12 protein-coding genes are annotated in these 13,313 nt (G+C 55.3%); 11 read left to right on the plus strand and 1 reads right to left on the minus strand.

The features are described 5' to 3' along the window. The first annotated feature begins 14 nt into the window (after window positions 1–14). From atpG to K5Y32_RS20495, 11 genes are all read left to right on the plus strand, one after another. Window positions 15–881 (plus strand): F0F1 ATP synthase subunit gamma, encoded by an 867-nt coding sequence (atpG, locus tag K5Y32_RS20445; RefSeq protein ID WP_007893596.1) that lies wholly within the window; start codon window positions 15–17, stop codon window positions 879–881. Window positions 882–944: 63 nt separating this feature from the next. Next, entirely contained in the window at window positions 945–2,342 is a 1,398-nt protein-coding gene (gene atpD / locus K5Y32_RS20450) for a F0F1 ATP synthase subunit beta (RefSeq protein WP_008106718.1), read from the plus strand. Window positions 2,343–2,366: 24 nt separating this feature from the next. Then, window positions 2,367–2,786: a F0F1 ATP synthase subunit epsilon gene (locus K5Y32_RS20455; RefSeq protein WP_008106717.1), complete on the plus strand. Its 420-nt coding sequence runs from the start codon at window positions 2,367–2,369 to the stop codon at window positions 2,784–2,786. Window positions 2,787–2,949: 163 nt separating this feature from the next. After that, entirely contained in the window at window positions 2,950–4,320 is a 1,371-nt protein-coding gene (glmU, locus tag K5Y32_RS20460) for a bifunctional UDP-N-acetylglucosamine diphosphorylase/glucosamine-1-phosphate N-acetyltransferase GlmU (RefSeq protein ID WP_222185619.1), read from the plus strand. A 130-nt stretch (window positions 4,321–4,450) separates the two neighbouring features. Next, a complete protein-coding gene (gene glmS / locus K5Y32_RS20465; protein WP_222185620.1) occupies window positions 4,451–6,280 on the plus strand; it encodes a glutamine--fructose-6-phosphate transaminase (isomerizing) in 1,830 nt (609 codons plus the stop codon). A 176-nt stretch (window positions 6,281–6,456) separates the two neighbouring features. Continuing rightward, window positions 6,457–7,500 carry a phosphate ABC transporter substrate-binding protein PstS gene (gene pstS / locus K5Y32_RS20470; RefSeq protein WP_049852409.1) on the plus strand — a complete coding sequence of 348 codons (1,044 nt, stop codon included), beginning with the start codon at window positions 6,457–6,459 and terminating at the stop codon, window positions 7,498–7,500. 89 nt (window positions 7,501–7,589) lie between these two features. Next, window positions 7,590–8,552, plus strand: a complete 963-nt coding sequence (gene pstC, locus K5Y32_RS20475) for a phosphate ABC transporter permease PstC (RefSeq protein WP_101763907.1) — start codon at window positions 7,590–7,592, stop codon at window positions 8,550–8,552. Then, window positions 8,549–9,436 (plus strand): phosphate ABC transporter permease PstA, encoded by an 888-nt coding sequence (gene pstA, locus K5Y32_RS20480; protein WP_101763906.1) that lies wholly within the window; start codon window positions 8,549–8,551, stop codon window positions 9,434–9,436. Before pstC ends, pstA begins: the two co-directional genes overlap by 4 nt. A gap of 43 nt (window positions 9,437–9,479) precedes the next feature. Continuing rightward, window positions 9,480–10,253, plus strand: coding sequence for a phosphate ABC transporter ATP-binding protein PstB (pstB, locus tag K5Y32_RS20485; RefSeq protein ID WP_101763905.1), 774 nt, complete (start codon window positions 9,480–9,482; stop codon window positions 10,251–10,253). Between the two features lie 14 nt (window positions 10,254–10,267). After that, window positions 10,268–11,002, plus strand: a complete 735-nt coding sequence (phoU, locus tag K5Y32_RS20490; protein ID WP_007893583.1) for a phosphate signaling complex protein PhoU — start codon at window positions 10,268–10,270, stop codon at window positions 11,000–11,002. 119 nt (window positions 11,003–11,121) lie between these two features. Next, the gene (locus K5Y32_RS20495; RefSeq protein ID WP_101763904.1) at window positions 11,122–12,360 is read left to right on the plus strand and encodes an MFS transporter; all 1,239 of its coding nucleotides are present in this window, start codon (window positions 11,122–11,124) and stop codon (window positions 12,358–12,360) included. A 172-nt stretch (window positions 12,361–12,532) separates the two neighbouring features. Here the strand turns inward: K5Y32_RS20495 and yieH are convergent, their stop codons facing one another. Beyond that, window positions 12,533–13,195, minus strand: coding sequence for a 6-phosphogluconate phosphatase (gene yieH / locus K5Y32_RS20500; RefSeq protein WP_222185621.1), 663 nt, complete (start codon window positions 13,193–13,195; stop codon window positions 12,533–12,535). Window positions 13,196–13,313: the final 118 nt, after the last annotated feature.

A 13,313-nucleotide genomic window follows, 5' to 3' on the forward strand; every position in this document is an offset into this window, starting at 1 on the left:
TTGAGGAGAAGCTAATGGCCGGCGCAAAAGAAATACGTAGTAAGATCGGAAGCGTAAAAAATACGCAGAAGATCACCAAAGCGATGGAAATGGTCGCCGCCTCCAAAATGCGTAAAACGCAGGAACGCATGGCGGCCAGCCGTCCGTATGCAGATACCATGCGCAAAGTGATTGGTCACCTTGCTTTGGGTAATCTGGAATACAAGCACCCTTACCTGGATGAGCGTGACGTTAAGCGCGTCGGCTACCTGGTCGTTTCGACTGACCGCGGGCTTTGTGGTGGTTTGAACATTAACCTGTTCAAAAAATTGCTGGCAGATATGAAAGGCTGGGCGGATAAAGGCGTACAGAGCGATCTGGCCGTTATCGGTTCGAAAGGCAATTCATTCTTCGGCTCTGTAGGTGGCAACATCGTGGCACAGGTCACCGGTATGGGCGATAAGCCTGCACTGTCTGATTTGATCGGCCCGGTAAAAGTGATGTTGCAGGCCTATGATGAAGGTCGCATCGACAAGCTGTATATCGTTGCCAACAAGTTTAATAACACCATGTCTCAGACTCCGACCATTACCCAACTGCTGCCGTTACCGCCAGCGGAAGGTGAAGAAGAGATGAAGGCGAAGACCTGGGATTACCTGTACGAACCCGATCCGAAAGCGCTGCTGGATACCCTGCTGCGCCGTTACGTCGAATCGCAGGTTTATCAGGGTGTGGTGGAAAACCTGGCCAGTGAGCAGGCCGCACGTATGGTTGCGATGAAAGCTGCAACCGATAACGGCGGAAACCTGATCAAAGAGCTGCAGTTGGTTTACAACAAAGCTCGTCAGGCCAGCATCACCCAGGAACTTACCGAGATCGTCTCGGGAGCCTCCGCGGTTTAACCAGGCATATATCCTGTCGCGCGAGCGCGGCTGGGTATTTTCGTATTAGGTAGAGGATTCAAGATGGCAGCTGGAAAGATTGTCCAGATTATCGGCGCCGTAGTTGACGTCGAATTCCCTCAGGACGCGGTACCGCAGGTATACAGCGCTCTCGAGGTGAAAAATGGTGATGCTCGTCTGGTGCTGGAAGTTCAGCAGCAGCTGGGTGGTGGCGTGGTTCGTACCATCGCCATGGGTACTTCTGACGGCCTGAAGCGCGGTCTGGAAGTTACCGACCTGAAAAAACCTATCCAGGTTCCGGTTGGTAAAGCAACCCTCGGCCGTATCATGAACGTATTGGGTGAGCCAATCGACATGAAAGGCGACCTGCAGAATGACGACGGCACTGTAGTAGAGGTTTCCTCTATTCACCGTGCAGCACCTTCGTATGAAGATCAGTCTAACTCGCAGGAACTGCTGGAAACCGGCATCAAGGTTATCGACCTGATGTGTCCGTTCGCTAAGGGCGGTAAAGTCGGTCTGTTCGGTGGTGCGGGTGTAGGTAAAACCGTAAACATGATGGAGCTGATACGTAACATCGCGGCTGAGCACTCAGGTTATTCGGTATTTGCTGGCGTGGGTGAGCGCACTCGTGAGGGTAACGACTTCTACCACGAAATGACTGACTCCAACGTTATCGATAAAGTAGCGCTGGTGTATGGCCAGATGAACGAGCCGCCGGGTAACCGTCTGCGCGTAGCACTGACCGGTTTGACCATGGCGGAAAAATTCCGTGATGAAGGCCGTGACGTTCTGCTGTTCATCGACAACATCTATCGTTACACCCTGGCCGGTACTGAAGTATCAGCACTGCTGGGTCGTATGCCATCTGCGGTAGGCTATCAGCCAACGCTGGCAGAAGAGATGGGTGTGTTGCAGGAGCGTATTACCTCCACGAAGACTGGTTCAATCACCTCTGTACAGGCCGTTTACGTTCCTGCGGATGACTTGACTGACCCGTCACCAGCAACCACCTTTGCTCACTTAGACTCAACCGTTACGCTGAGCCGTCAGATCGCCTCTCTGGGTATCTACCCAGCCGTTGACCCGCTGGATTCTACCAGCCGTCAGCTGGATCCACTGATCGTGGGTCAGGAGCACTATGACGTTGCGCGTGGCGTGCAGTCTCTGCTGCAGCGTTACCAGGAACTGAAAGACATCATCGCCATCCTGGGTATGGACGAGCTGTCTGAAGAAGACAAGCTGCTGGTGGCACGTGCGCGTAAGATTCAGCGCTTCCTGTCTCAGCCGTTCTTCGTTGCTGAAGTCTTCACCGGTTCTCCAGGTAAGTACGTGACCCTGAAAGACACCATCCGTGGCTTCAAAGGCATCATGGAAGGCGAATTCGACCACCTGCCAGAGCAGGCGTTCTACATGGTCGGCGCTATCGAAGAAGCCGTAGAAAAAGCGAAGAAACTGTAATTTAGGTTTCCCAGGAGGAATGGTATGGCTATGACTTATCATCTGGACGTGGTCAGCGCGGAGCAACAAATGTTCTCCGGTCTGGTCGAGCGTATCCAGGTGTCAGGTAGCGAAGGTGAGCTGGGGATTCGTCCTGGCCACGCCCCGCTGCTGACAGCCATCAAGCCTGGTATGATTCACATCGTGAAACAGCACGGCGAAGAGGAGTTTATTTACCTCTCTGGCGGCGTGCTGGAAGTTCAGCCTGGCAGCACCACCGTTCTGGCCGACACCGCGATTCGCGGTGAAGACCTCGACGAAGCGCGCGCGCTGGAAGCGAAACGTAAAGCGGAAGAGCACATGAACAGCAGCCACGGCGACGTGGATTATGCTCAGGCTTCTGCGGAACTGGCGAAAGCCATCGCGAAACTGCGTGTCATCGAGCTGACCAAAAAAGCGATGTAATCAGGCTTTATGCGTCACGAAATGCCAGCCCTTTGGGTTGGCATTTTTTTTGCCCAAAATTTGCCGCCTGGCGCTGAGCCCGGCTAATTTCGACCCGAGAAAAATGTAGTAATCTCGGGGTTAAACCTTACACTTTCGAAAGTTGAAGAGAATCAGGATAGTTATGTCTACGAACGCGATGAGTGTGGTGATCTTAGCCGCTGGCAAAGGCACCCGAATGTATTCCGACCTGCCCAAAGTTCTGCACACCCTTGCAGGTAAACCAATGGTTCAGCACGTTATTGATGCCGCAACCGGTTTGGGCGCCCAGCAGATCCATCTGGTTTACGGCCACGGCGGAGATTTACTGCAGTCAACGTTAGCGCATAACGCACTCAACTGGGTGCTGCAGGCCGAGCAACTGGGTACTGGTCATGCGATGCAGCAGGCGGCACCCTTCTTTGCCGATGACGAAGATATTCTGATGCTGTACGGCGACGTGCCGCTGATCTCGCAGGCCAGTTTGCAACGTCTGCGCGACGCGAAACCCGCGGGCGGCATTGGCTTACTCACCGTGGTTCTGGATAACCCCACCGGCTACGGTCGTATCGTGCGTGAAAACGGCACGGTGATCGGCATCATTGAGCAGAAAGATGCCTCGCCAGAACAGCTAAAAATTCAGGAAATTAACACCGGCATCCTGATTGCCAACGGTGGCGACCTCAAGCGCTGGCTGGCACAACTTAACAACAACAATGCGCAGGGCGAATTCTATATCACCGATATCATCGCCATGGCGCACCACGAAGGCCGCGTGATCAATGCGGTGCATCCGGCGCGCATCAGCGAAACCGATGGCGTCAACAATCGCCTGCAGCTGGCAACGCTTGAGCGTGTCTACCAAAGCGAGCAGGCAGAAAAGTTACTGCTGGCAGGTGTGATGCTGCGCGATCCGGCGCGTTTCGATCTGCGCGGTTCGTTGCAACACGGCCGCGATGTGGAGATCGACACTAACGTGATCATCGAAGGCAAGGTCACGCTCGGCAACCGCGTAAAAATCGGTGCCGGCTGCATCATTAAAAACAGCGTGATTGCTGACGACTGTGAAATCAGCCCTTATTCGGTGATCGAAGATGCCACGTTAGCCGCTGCTTGTACGGTTGGGCCTTTTGCGCGTCTGCGTCCCGGCAGCGAGTTGGCGGAAGCGGCGCACGTGGGCAACTTTGTAGAGATGAAGAAAGCCACGCTCGGCAAAGGCTCCAAAGCCGGTCATCTCTCTTATCTCGGCGATGCGGAAATTGGCGCGGGCGTGAATATCGGTGCGGGTACCATTACCTGTAACTATGATGGCGCCAACAAATCCAAAACCATCATTGGCGACAACGTGTTTATCGGTTCGGATACCCAGCTGGTGGCGCCAGTCAGCGTGGCGAGCGGTGCGACCATCGCCGCGGGCACCACGATAATGAAAGATGTGTTAGCTGCGGATCTGGTCTACAACCGTAAAGAACAGAATCAAAAATCGGGCTGGCAGCGTCCTGTTAAGAAAAAATAAATTTTAAAGGCCGACAACGATCGGCCTGTTAGCAGTGCCATAAAAAAATATCCCCACTCTCTACAAGGCTCGGGGAAATCAGGTCGTATGACAACGCAATGGCCGAAAGCCATGAAGTCAGGAAATTACTATGTGTGGAATTGTTGGTGCAGTAGCGCAGCGTGACATCGCAGAAATTCTGCTGGAAGGTTTGCGTCGTCTTGAGTATCGCGGTTATGACTCCGCGGGATTAGCCGTCGTCGATCGTCAGGGCCATATGACGCGCCTGCGTCGTCTGGGTAAAGTGCAGAACCTGGCGGAAGCCGCAGAGCAGCAGCCGCTGATTGGCGGCACCGGTATCGCACATACGCGCTGGGCGACACACGGTGAACCGTCGGAGGCCAATGCGCATCCGCACGTTTCCGAGCACATCATCATCGTGCACAACGGCATCATTGAGAACCATGAGCCGCTGCGCGCGCAGTTGCTTGAGCGCGGCTATCACTTTGCCTCAGAAACCGACACCGAAGTGGTGGCGCATCTGGTGCATTGGGAGCAGAAGCAAGGCGGCACGCTGCGTGAAGTGGTGCTGCGCGTTATTCCGCAGCTGCGCGGTGCGTATGGCATGGTGATCATGGACAGCCGCGATCCTTCGCTGCTGGTGGCGGCGCGCTCCGGCAGTCCGCTGGTGATTGGCCGTGGCGTGGGCGAAAACTTTATCGCTTCCGATCAGCTGGCACTGCTGCCGGTGACGCGTCGCTTCATCTATCTGGAAGAGGGCGACATTGCCGAGATCACCCGCCGCGAAGTCACCATTATCGATCGTGACGGTAAAACCACTAAGCGCGCTGAAATCGAATCGACCGCGCAATACGATGCAGGCGACAAAGGCATCTATCGTCATTACATGCAGAAAGAGATTTACGAGCAGCCGAACGCGATCAAAAACACCATCACCGGTCGTTTTAATCATGGCGAAGTCGATCTTAGCGAGCTGGGCCCGGATGCTGAGACGCTGTTGAGCCAGGTCGAACATATTCAGATCATCGCCTGCGGTACGTCATACAACTCCGGCATGGTTTCGCGTTACTGGTTTGAGTCGCTGGCTAACCTGCCTTGTGATGTGGAAATTGCTTCAGAATTCCGTTATCGCAAATCTGCAGTGCGTAAAAATAGCCTGCTGATCACGCTGTCACAATCGGGTGAAACCGCCGATACGCTGGCGGCGCTGCGCCTGTCGAAAGAGCTGGGTTATCTCGGTTCGCTGGCCATCTGTAATGTGGCCGGTTCATCGCTGGTGCGTGAATCCGATTTAGCGCTGATGACCAAAGCCGGCACTGAAATTGGCGTGGCATCCACCAAAGCCTTCACCACGCAGCTGGCAGTATTGCTGATGCTGGTGGCGAAACTCGGTCGTCTGCACGGCATGAAAGCCGAAACCGAGCACGAGATTGTGCACGCGCTGCAGGCCTTGCCGAGCCGCATCGAACAGATGCTGGCGCAGGACAAAGTGATCGAAAACCTGGCGGAAGGTTTCTCTGATAAGCATCACGCGCTGTTCCTTGGCCGTGGCGACCAGTATCCGATCGCGATGGAAGGCGCGCTGAAGCTGAAAGAGATCTCCTATATCCACGCCGAAGCCTATGCGGCGGGCGAGCTGAAGCACGGCCCGCTGGCGCTGATTGATGCGGATATGCCAGTGATCGTGGTCGCGCCCAACAACGAACTGCTGGAGAAGCTGAAATCCAATATTGAAGAGGTACGCGCGCGCGGCGGTTTGCTGTATGTGTTTGCCGATCAGGATGCCGGTTTCAGCGACAGCGATGGCATGAAAATCATCTCCCTGCCGCACGTAGAAGAGGTGATTGCACCGATCTTCTACACCGTGCCGTTACAGCTGCTCTCGTACCATGTGGCGCTGATTAAAGGTACCGATGTTGACCAGCCGCGTAACCTGGCGAAATCGGTTACCGTTGAATAATCAGTAACAAGAGTGGGCCCGCAATGGGCCCGCTTCATTTCTGCTCGCTGTCATATAACTGTCACATTTCGTACATTTCACTGTCATCAAACTGTCCTATTTTCCCTCCAGCAGCAATCACTGACTCCTACTAAAAAGGCATTGAGCCTGATTTTTTTGAATCCCCTGGAGGGAACATGACACTGATGCGTAGCACCGTAGCCCGAATCCTCGCCGCCACCTTCGCAGTAAGCGCGGTTTCTGCTTTTGCAGCCACCGATCTGACGGGCGCAGGCGGGACATTCCCGGCGCCGGTTTATGCCAAGTGGGCAGCCGAGTACCAGCAAGCCACCGGTAGCAAAATCAACTATCAGGGTATTGGTTCTTCCGGCGGCGTGAAGCAAATCATCGCGAAAACCGTCGATTTCGGTGCGTCTGATGCGCCAATGAAAGAAGAAGATCTGCAGAAAAACGGCCTGTTCCAGTTCCCTACCGTCATCGGTGGTGTGGTGCTGGCGGTTAACATCCCAGGTGTGAAATCCGGTGAACTGACTCTTGACGGTAAAACCGTGGGCGACATCTACCTCGGCACCATCAAAAAGTGGAACGACCCGGCGATCACTAAACTGAACCCAGGCGTGAAACTGCCAGATTCCAACATCAACGTGGTTCGCCGCGCTGACGGTTCCGGTACTTCCTTCGTCTTCACCAGCTACCTGGCAAAAGTGAACGAAGAGTGGAACAGCAAAATCGGTAAAGGTAACACCGTTAACTGGCCAACCGGTCTGGGCGGTAAAGGTAACGACGGCGTGGCCGCGTTTGTACAGCGTCTGCCGGGTTCAATTGGCTATGTGGAATACGCTTACGCCAAGCAGAACAACCTGACCTACACCAAACTGGTTGATGCCGACGGTAAAGCGGTTGCACCAAGCGAAGAGAGCTTTGCTAACGCCGCGAAAGGCGCAGACTGGAGCAAAACCTTTGCTCAGGATCTGACCTTCCAGAAAGGCAACGATGCATGGCCGATCACCTCAACCACCTTCATCCTGATTTACAAAGATCAGGCGAATGCGGAGAAAGGTAGCGAAGTGCTGAAGTTCTTCGACTGGGCATACAAAGGTGGCAGCAAAACCGCAACCGACCTGGATTACGCCGCGCTGCCAGAAAGCGTAGCTAACCAGATTCGTGCAGCGTGGAAAGCGAACATCAAAGATAGCTCCGGTAAAGCGCTGTACCAGTAACAGATTGACCCGGCCAGCCGAGACGGTTGGCCAACCCCAATGGGCGGCCTGCGTGCCGCCCTGACATCCCCCTGAGAACAGAGAATTCTATGGCTGCCACTAAGCCGACGTTCAAAGCCCCCGGTAAACAAGGCGACATGATTTTCGGCGCGCTGGTGAAGCTATCCGCGCTTATCGTGTTGCTGTTGATGGGCGGCATTATCGTCTCCCTGATTTTCTCCTCCTGGCCAAGCATCCAAAAATTTGGTTTCTCTTTCCTGTGGAACAAAACCTGGGATGCGCCAAACGAACAATTTGGTGCGCTGGTACCGATTTACGGCACCCTCGTCACCTCGATTATTGCCTTGATCATTGCCGTGCCGGTGAGCTTCGGCATCGCGCTGTTCCTGACCGAACTGGCGCCAGGCTGGCTGCGTCGCCCGTTGGGCACCGCCATTGAGCTGCTGGCGGCCATCCCCAGCATCGTGTACGGCATGTGGGGCCTGTTTGTTTTTGCGCCGCTGTTCGCCGAATATTTCCAGACGCCGGTTGGCAACGTGATGGCGAATATCCCGATTGTCGGCACGCTATTCTCTGGCCCGGCATTTGGTATCGGCATTCTGGCGGCGGGTGTGATTCTCGCCATCATGATCATCCCGTACATCGCCTCGGTGATGCGCGACGTATTTGAACAAACGCCGGTGATGATGAAAGAGTCGGCTTACGGTATCGGCTGCACCACGTGGGAAGTGATCTGGCGCATCGTGCTGCCGTTCACCAAAAATGGCGTGATCGGCGGCGTGATGCTTGGCCTGGGCCGCGCGTTGGGTGAAACCATGGCGGTGACCTTTATCATCGGTAACACCTACCAGCTCGACAGCGCCTCGCTGTTTATGCCGGGCAACAGCATCACCTCCGCGCTGGCCAACGAATTCGCCGAAGCGGAATCCGGTGTCCACGTCGCGGCTCTGATGGAGCTGGGTCTGATTCTGTTCGTGATTACCTTTATCGTGCTGGCGATCTCCAAACTGATGATCCTGCGTCTGGCGAAGAGTGAAGGAGCCCGTTCATGACCGCTATTGAAGTTCAGGCTCGCGCTGAGCTGGAAGCATCGCGCCGCAAAATGCAGGCATGGCGCAGTACTAAAAACAAAATTGCCCTGACGCTGTCGCTGATGACCATGGCATTCGGTCTGTTCTGGCTGGTGTGGATTCTGTTCACCACTGTTACGCGCGGCGTTGATGGGTTGAGCTGGGAGCTGTTTACCGAATCGACACCGCCGCCCAACACCGCAGGCGGTGGTTTAGCCAATGCCTTACTCGGCAGCGGTTTACTGATTTTCTGGTCAACGATCATCGGAACGCCGCTCGGCATCATGGCTGGGATTTATCTGGCGGAATATGGCCGTAAACACTGGCTGGCGGAAGTGATTCGCTTCATCAACGACATTCTGCTGTCAGCACCGTCGATTGTGGTGGGCCTGTTCGTTTACACCATTGTGGTATCGCAGATGCAGCACTTCTCCGGTTGGGCGGGCGTAGTAGCGCTGGCGCTGCTGCAAATCCCGATTGTGATTCGTACCTCCGAAAATATGCTGCGTCTGGTACCCGACAGCATGCGTGAAGCGGCTTATGCGCTGGGTACGCCGAAGTGGAAGATGATTTCGGCGATTACGCTGAAAGCCTCGGTTTCCGGCATCATCACCGGTGTGCTGTTGGCCGTGGCGCGTATCGCCGGTGAAACCGCACCGCTGCTGTTTACTGCGCTGTCGAACCAGTTCTGGAGCACCGACATGATGCAGCCGATCGCTAACCTGCCGGTCACCATCTTTAAATTCGCCATGAGCCCGTTTGCCGAGTGGCAAAGCCTGGCGTGGGCGGGTGTGCTGATTATTACCGTGTGCGTGCTGCTGCTGAACATTGTGGCGCGTGTGGTTTTCGCCAAGGGCAAACACTAATTTCCCGGCGCGGCTTCGGCGGCGCTGCTTATGAGAGACGAGAATGAGTAACGTGACTTCATCAGCCGGTAAAATTCAGGTCCGTAATCTGAACTTCTATTACGGTAAGTTTCACGCGCTGAAAAACATCAATCTGGATATCACCAAAAACCAGGTGACCGCGTTTATCGGCCCATCAGGCTGCGGTAAATCCACTTTGCTGCGCACCTTCAACAAAATGTACTCGCTCTATCCGGAGCAGCGTGCTGAAGGTGACATCCTGCTGGATGGCGATAACATTCTGGCTTCCAATCAGGATATCGCCCTGCTGCGCGCACGCGTCGGTATGGTGTTCCAGAAGCCTACGCCATTCCCGATGTCGATTTATGACAACATCGCCTTCGGCGTGCGGCTGTTTGAGAAGCTGTCGCGTGCCGATATGGATGAGCGCGTGCAGTGGGCGCTGACCAAAGCCGCGCTGTGGAATGAAACCAAAGACAAGCTGCATCAGAGCGGTTACAGTCTTTCCGGCGGTCAGCAGCAGCGTTTGTGCATCGCCCGCGGCATCGCGATTCGCCCGGAAGTGCTGTTGCTGGATGAGCCTTGCTCCGCGCTGGATCCGATCTCAACCGGTCGTATTGAAGAGCTGATCACCGAACTAAAGCAGGATTACACGGTGGTGATCGTGACTCACAACATGCAGCAGGCTGCGCGTTGTTCTGACCACACCGCTTTTATGTATCTGGGCGAGCTGATTGAGTTCAGCGATACCGATACCTTGTTCACTAAGCCCGCAAAGAAGCAGACCGAAGATTACATCACCGGTCGTTACGGCTGATTCAGGAGACGCACATGGATAATTTAAATCTGAACAAACACATCTCCGGTCAGTTCAACGCGGAGCTGGAGCACATTCGCACGCAAGTGATGATCATGGGCGGCATGGTTGAGAAGCAGCTGATGGACGCCATCACCGCGATGCACAACCAGGATGGCGAACTGGCGCGTCACGTCATCGACGGCGACCAGAAGGTCAACATGATGGAAGTGGAGATTGATGAAGCCTGCGTGCGCATCATCGCCAAACGCCAGCCGACCGCCAGCGATTTGCGCCTGGTAATGGCGATCATCAAGACCATTTCTGAGCTGGAACGCATTGGCGATGTGGCAGAAAAAATCAGCCGCACCGCGCTGGAGAAGTTCAGCCAGCAGCATCTGCCGCTGCTGGTGAGCCTTGAAGCGCTTGGTCATCACACCGTGCAGATGCTGCACGACGTGTTGGATGCGTTCGCGCGCATGGATCTCAACGAAGCCATCAAAATCTACCGCGAAGATAAGAAGGTGGATAAAGAGTACGAAGGCATCGTGCGTCAGCTGATGACCTACATGATGGAAGATCCGCGCACTATCCCAAGTGTGCTGACCGCGCTGTTCTGCGCCCGCGCCATCGAGCGTATCGGTGATCGCTGCCAGAACATTTGCGAAATTATCTTCTATTTCGTCAAAGGTCAGGATTTCCGTCATGTGGGCGGTGACAAGCTGGATGAACTGCTGTCGGGCGATGACGGCAGCAATAAACCCTCTTGATTGATGCGTCGGCGGCCCGTTGCCACTGTGGCTAACGGGCTGCCTGCTTAAATTCTGTCTGTTCTCATCGATTCCCTCTCTTTATACTTGGCGCACTTTTTTCTGCCAGGTGCTGTTACATGTCTTCCCCAACTCCTAAAAAACAAGCCATTACACCGGCGAAAGCCATGGTGGCGGCTATCAGCGGCTACGCGATGGACGGATTTGATCTGCTGATTCTTGGCTTTATGCTGCCGGCGATCAGCGTCTCGCTGGCGCTCGATCCGTCTCAGGCCGGTTCGCTGGTCACCTGGACACTGATTGGCGCGGTGATCGGCGGCATCGTGTTTGGCCATCTCAGCGATCGCTATGGTCGCATCCGTATCCTTACCGTTACTATTCTGGTGTTCTCAGTGTTCACCGGCCTGTGCGCCGTGGCGCAGGGTTATTGGGATCTGCTGGTGTACCGCACGCTGGCGGGCGTGGGATTGGGCGGCGAGTTCGGTATCGGCATGGCGCTGATTGCCGAAGCCTGGCCGAAAGAGAAGCGCAACCGCGCCTCGGCGTGGGTGGGCATTGGCTGGCAGCTCGGTGTGCTGCTGGCGGCCTTTATCACGCCGCCGCTGCTGAGCGTGATTGGCTGGCGCGGCATGTTCCTCGTCGGTTTGCTGCCGGCGCTGGTCTCCTTTGTGATTCGCCGCAGCATGGGCGAGCCGGAGAGCTTTACCCGCCACGTGGAGAAAACGCCGCAGCTCTCCTTTGGCGCACGTCTTAAATTGCTGTTTGCCGATCGCGCCACCAGTAAAGCCAGCCTGGGGATTTTCATTCTCTGCTCGGTGCAGAACTTTGGTTACTACGGATTGATGATCTGGATGCCGAGCTATCTGTCGTCCAGCTTCGGTTTCAGCCTGACCAAATCAGGCTTGTGGACCGCGGTGACGGTGGTGGGCATGACGTTCGGCATCTGGCTGTTTGGCGTGCTGGCCGATCGTTTCGCGCGCTGGAAAATCTTCCTGCTGTATCAGTTCGGCGCGGTGGTGATGGTGGTGGTGTATGCGCAGCTGCGCGATCCTACGGTGATGCTGTTTACCGGCGCGCTGATGGGGATGTTTGTGAACGGCATGATCGGCGGCTACGGCGCGCTGATTTCCGACACTTTCCCACCGCAGGCGCGCGCAACAGCGCAGAACGTGTTGTTTAATTTGGGGCGTGGCGTGGGCGGGTTTGGTCCATTGGTGATTGGCCTGCTGGCGACCAATATCTCATTCACCGCGGCGATCACGCTGCTGGCGCTGATTTATCTGCTGGATATCGCCGCCACGCTGTTCCTGCTGCCGAAGAAGCAGAGCAACGAGGATTCGTTAGGGGCGATTGGCTGATTTGGGTTGTGCTGGCTGTCCCCCATCCCGGCCTTCCCCCATGAATGGGGGAAGGAGATGCTGCCACATGCAACTTCTGAGCTGGCATATGGCAGCATCTTCCTCCCCCATTCATGGGGGAGGACCGAGGAGGGGGACAGCCAGCACAAACCGAGGAGGGGGAAAACGAGCACTACCCCACCAAATCCCAGCCACGCGCGCGCCACAAATCCGGCAACTGCGCCATATCATCAAAGCGCGTCACCAGCGGATGATCGAGTTCGGGATTGTGCGCATCGGCGCAGTAGTAAAACACCGGAATCCCGGCCGCGATCCCGGCACGCGCGCCCGCTTCGGAATCATCCACCAGAATGCACTTCTCAATCGGCACCTGCATCTGCTCGGCGGCGTGATACATCAGTTCCGGATCCGGCTTCCAGTGGTTAATGTCATACCCGCTGTACAGCTTGCCATCGAGATACGGCAGCATGCCGGTCAATCCCAGCGAATGCTGCATCTTCTTCACCGTGCCGTTTGAAACCACACACATCGGCACGTTGACACTTTCCACCAGCGCTTTGGCACCGGTAATTGGCTTCAAATCGAGATCAAACAATCTAGCCACTTCGGCGCGATAGGCGGTTTCCACCTCGTCGAGCGGCAGTTCAACCTGATGTTCGGCCGCCACATCGCGGATGATGTCGTAGAGCTTTACCCCTTTATACTGCTCAAACATCTGCTGCAGAGAGCGTTCAATACCGTAGCGGGCAAAGGTGTTGACGTAAGCTTGCGTACAGATCACTTCGCTGTCGACCAGCGTGCCGTCGCAATCAAAAAAAATACATTCCACCGACATCGCACATCATCCTTTTGTTAAACAATAAGCTGACACTCTAGCGCACTGAGCGCAGAAAGCGACCCTGAGCAACCGGTTGCGAATAATCAGTGTTTTGCCGCGCTAAACTCTATAGGAT

Origin of the sequence: Pantoea sp. DY-15 (assembly GCF_019795935.1) — a bacterium.
Lineage (GTDB): Bacteria > Pseudomonadota > Gammaproteobacteria > Enterobacterales > Enterobacteriaceae > Pantoea > Pantoea leporis.

What these genes read in the sequence shown, in the direction of transcription:
- pstS (WP_049852409.1), top strand. Translation starts at nt 6,457, where the DNA reads ATGACACTGATGCGTAGCACCGTAGCCCGAATCCTCGCCGCCACCTTC.
- atpG (WP_007893596.1), top strand. Translation starts at nt 15, where the DNA reads ATGGCCGGCGCAAAAGAAATACGTAGTAAGATCGGAAGCGTAAAAAAT.
- pstB (WP_101763905.1), top strand. Translation starts at nt 9,480, where the DNA reads ATGAGTAACGTGACTTCATCAGCCGGTAAAATTCAGGTCCGTAATCTG.
- glmS (WP_222185620.1), top strand. Translation starts at nt 4,451, where the DNA reads ATGTGTGGAATTGTTGGTGCAGTAGCGCAGCGTGACATCGCAGAAATT.
- atpD (WP_008106718.1), top strand. Translation starts at nt 945, where the DNA reads ATGGCAGCTGGAAAGATTGTCCAGATTATCGGCGCCGTAGTTGACGTC.
- yieH (WP_222185621.1), bottom strand. Translation starts at nt 13,195, where the DNA reads ATGTCGGTGGAATGTATTTTTTTTGATTGCGACGGCACGCTGGTCGAC.
- pstC (WP_101763907.1), top strand. Translation starts at nt 7,590, where the DNA reads ATGGCTGCCACTAAGCCGACGTTCAAAGCCCCCGGTAAACAAGGCGAC.
- K5Y32_RS20455 (WP_008106717.1), top strand. Translation starts at nt 2,367, where the DNA reads ATGGCTATGACTTATCATCTGGACGTGGTCAGCGCGGAGCAACAAATG.
- phoU (WP_007893583.1), top strand. Translation starts at nt 10,268, where the DNA reads ATGGATAATTTAAATCTGAACAAACACATCTCCGGTCAGTTCAACGCG.
- K5Y32_RS20495 (WP_101763904.1), top strand. Translation starts at nt 11,122, where the DNA reads ATGTCTTCCCCAACTCCTAAAAAACAAGCCATTACACCGGCGAAAGCC.
- glmU (WP_222185619.1), top strand. Translation starts at nt 2,950, where the DNA reads ATGTCTACGAACGCGATGAGTGTGGTGATCTTAGCCGCTGGCAAAGGC.
- pstA (WP_101763906.1), top strand. Translation starts at nt 8,549, where the DNA reads ATGACCGCTATTGAAGTTCAGGCTCGCGCTGAGCTGGAAGCATCGCGC.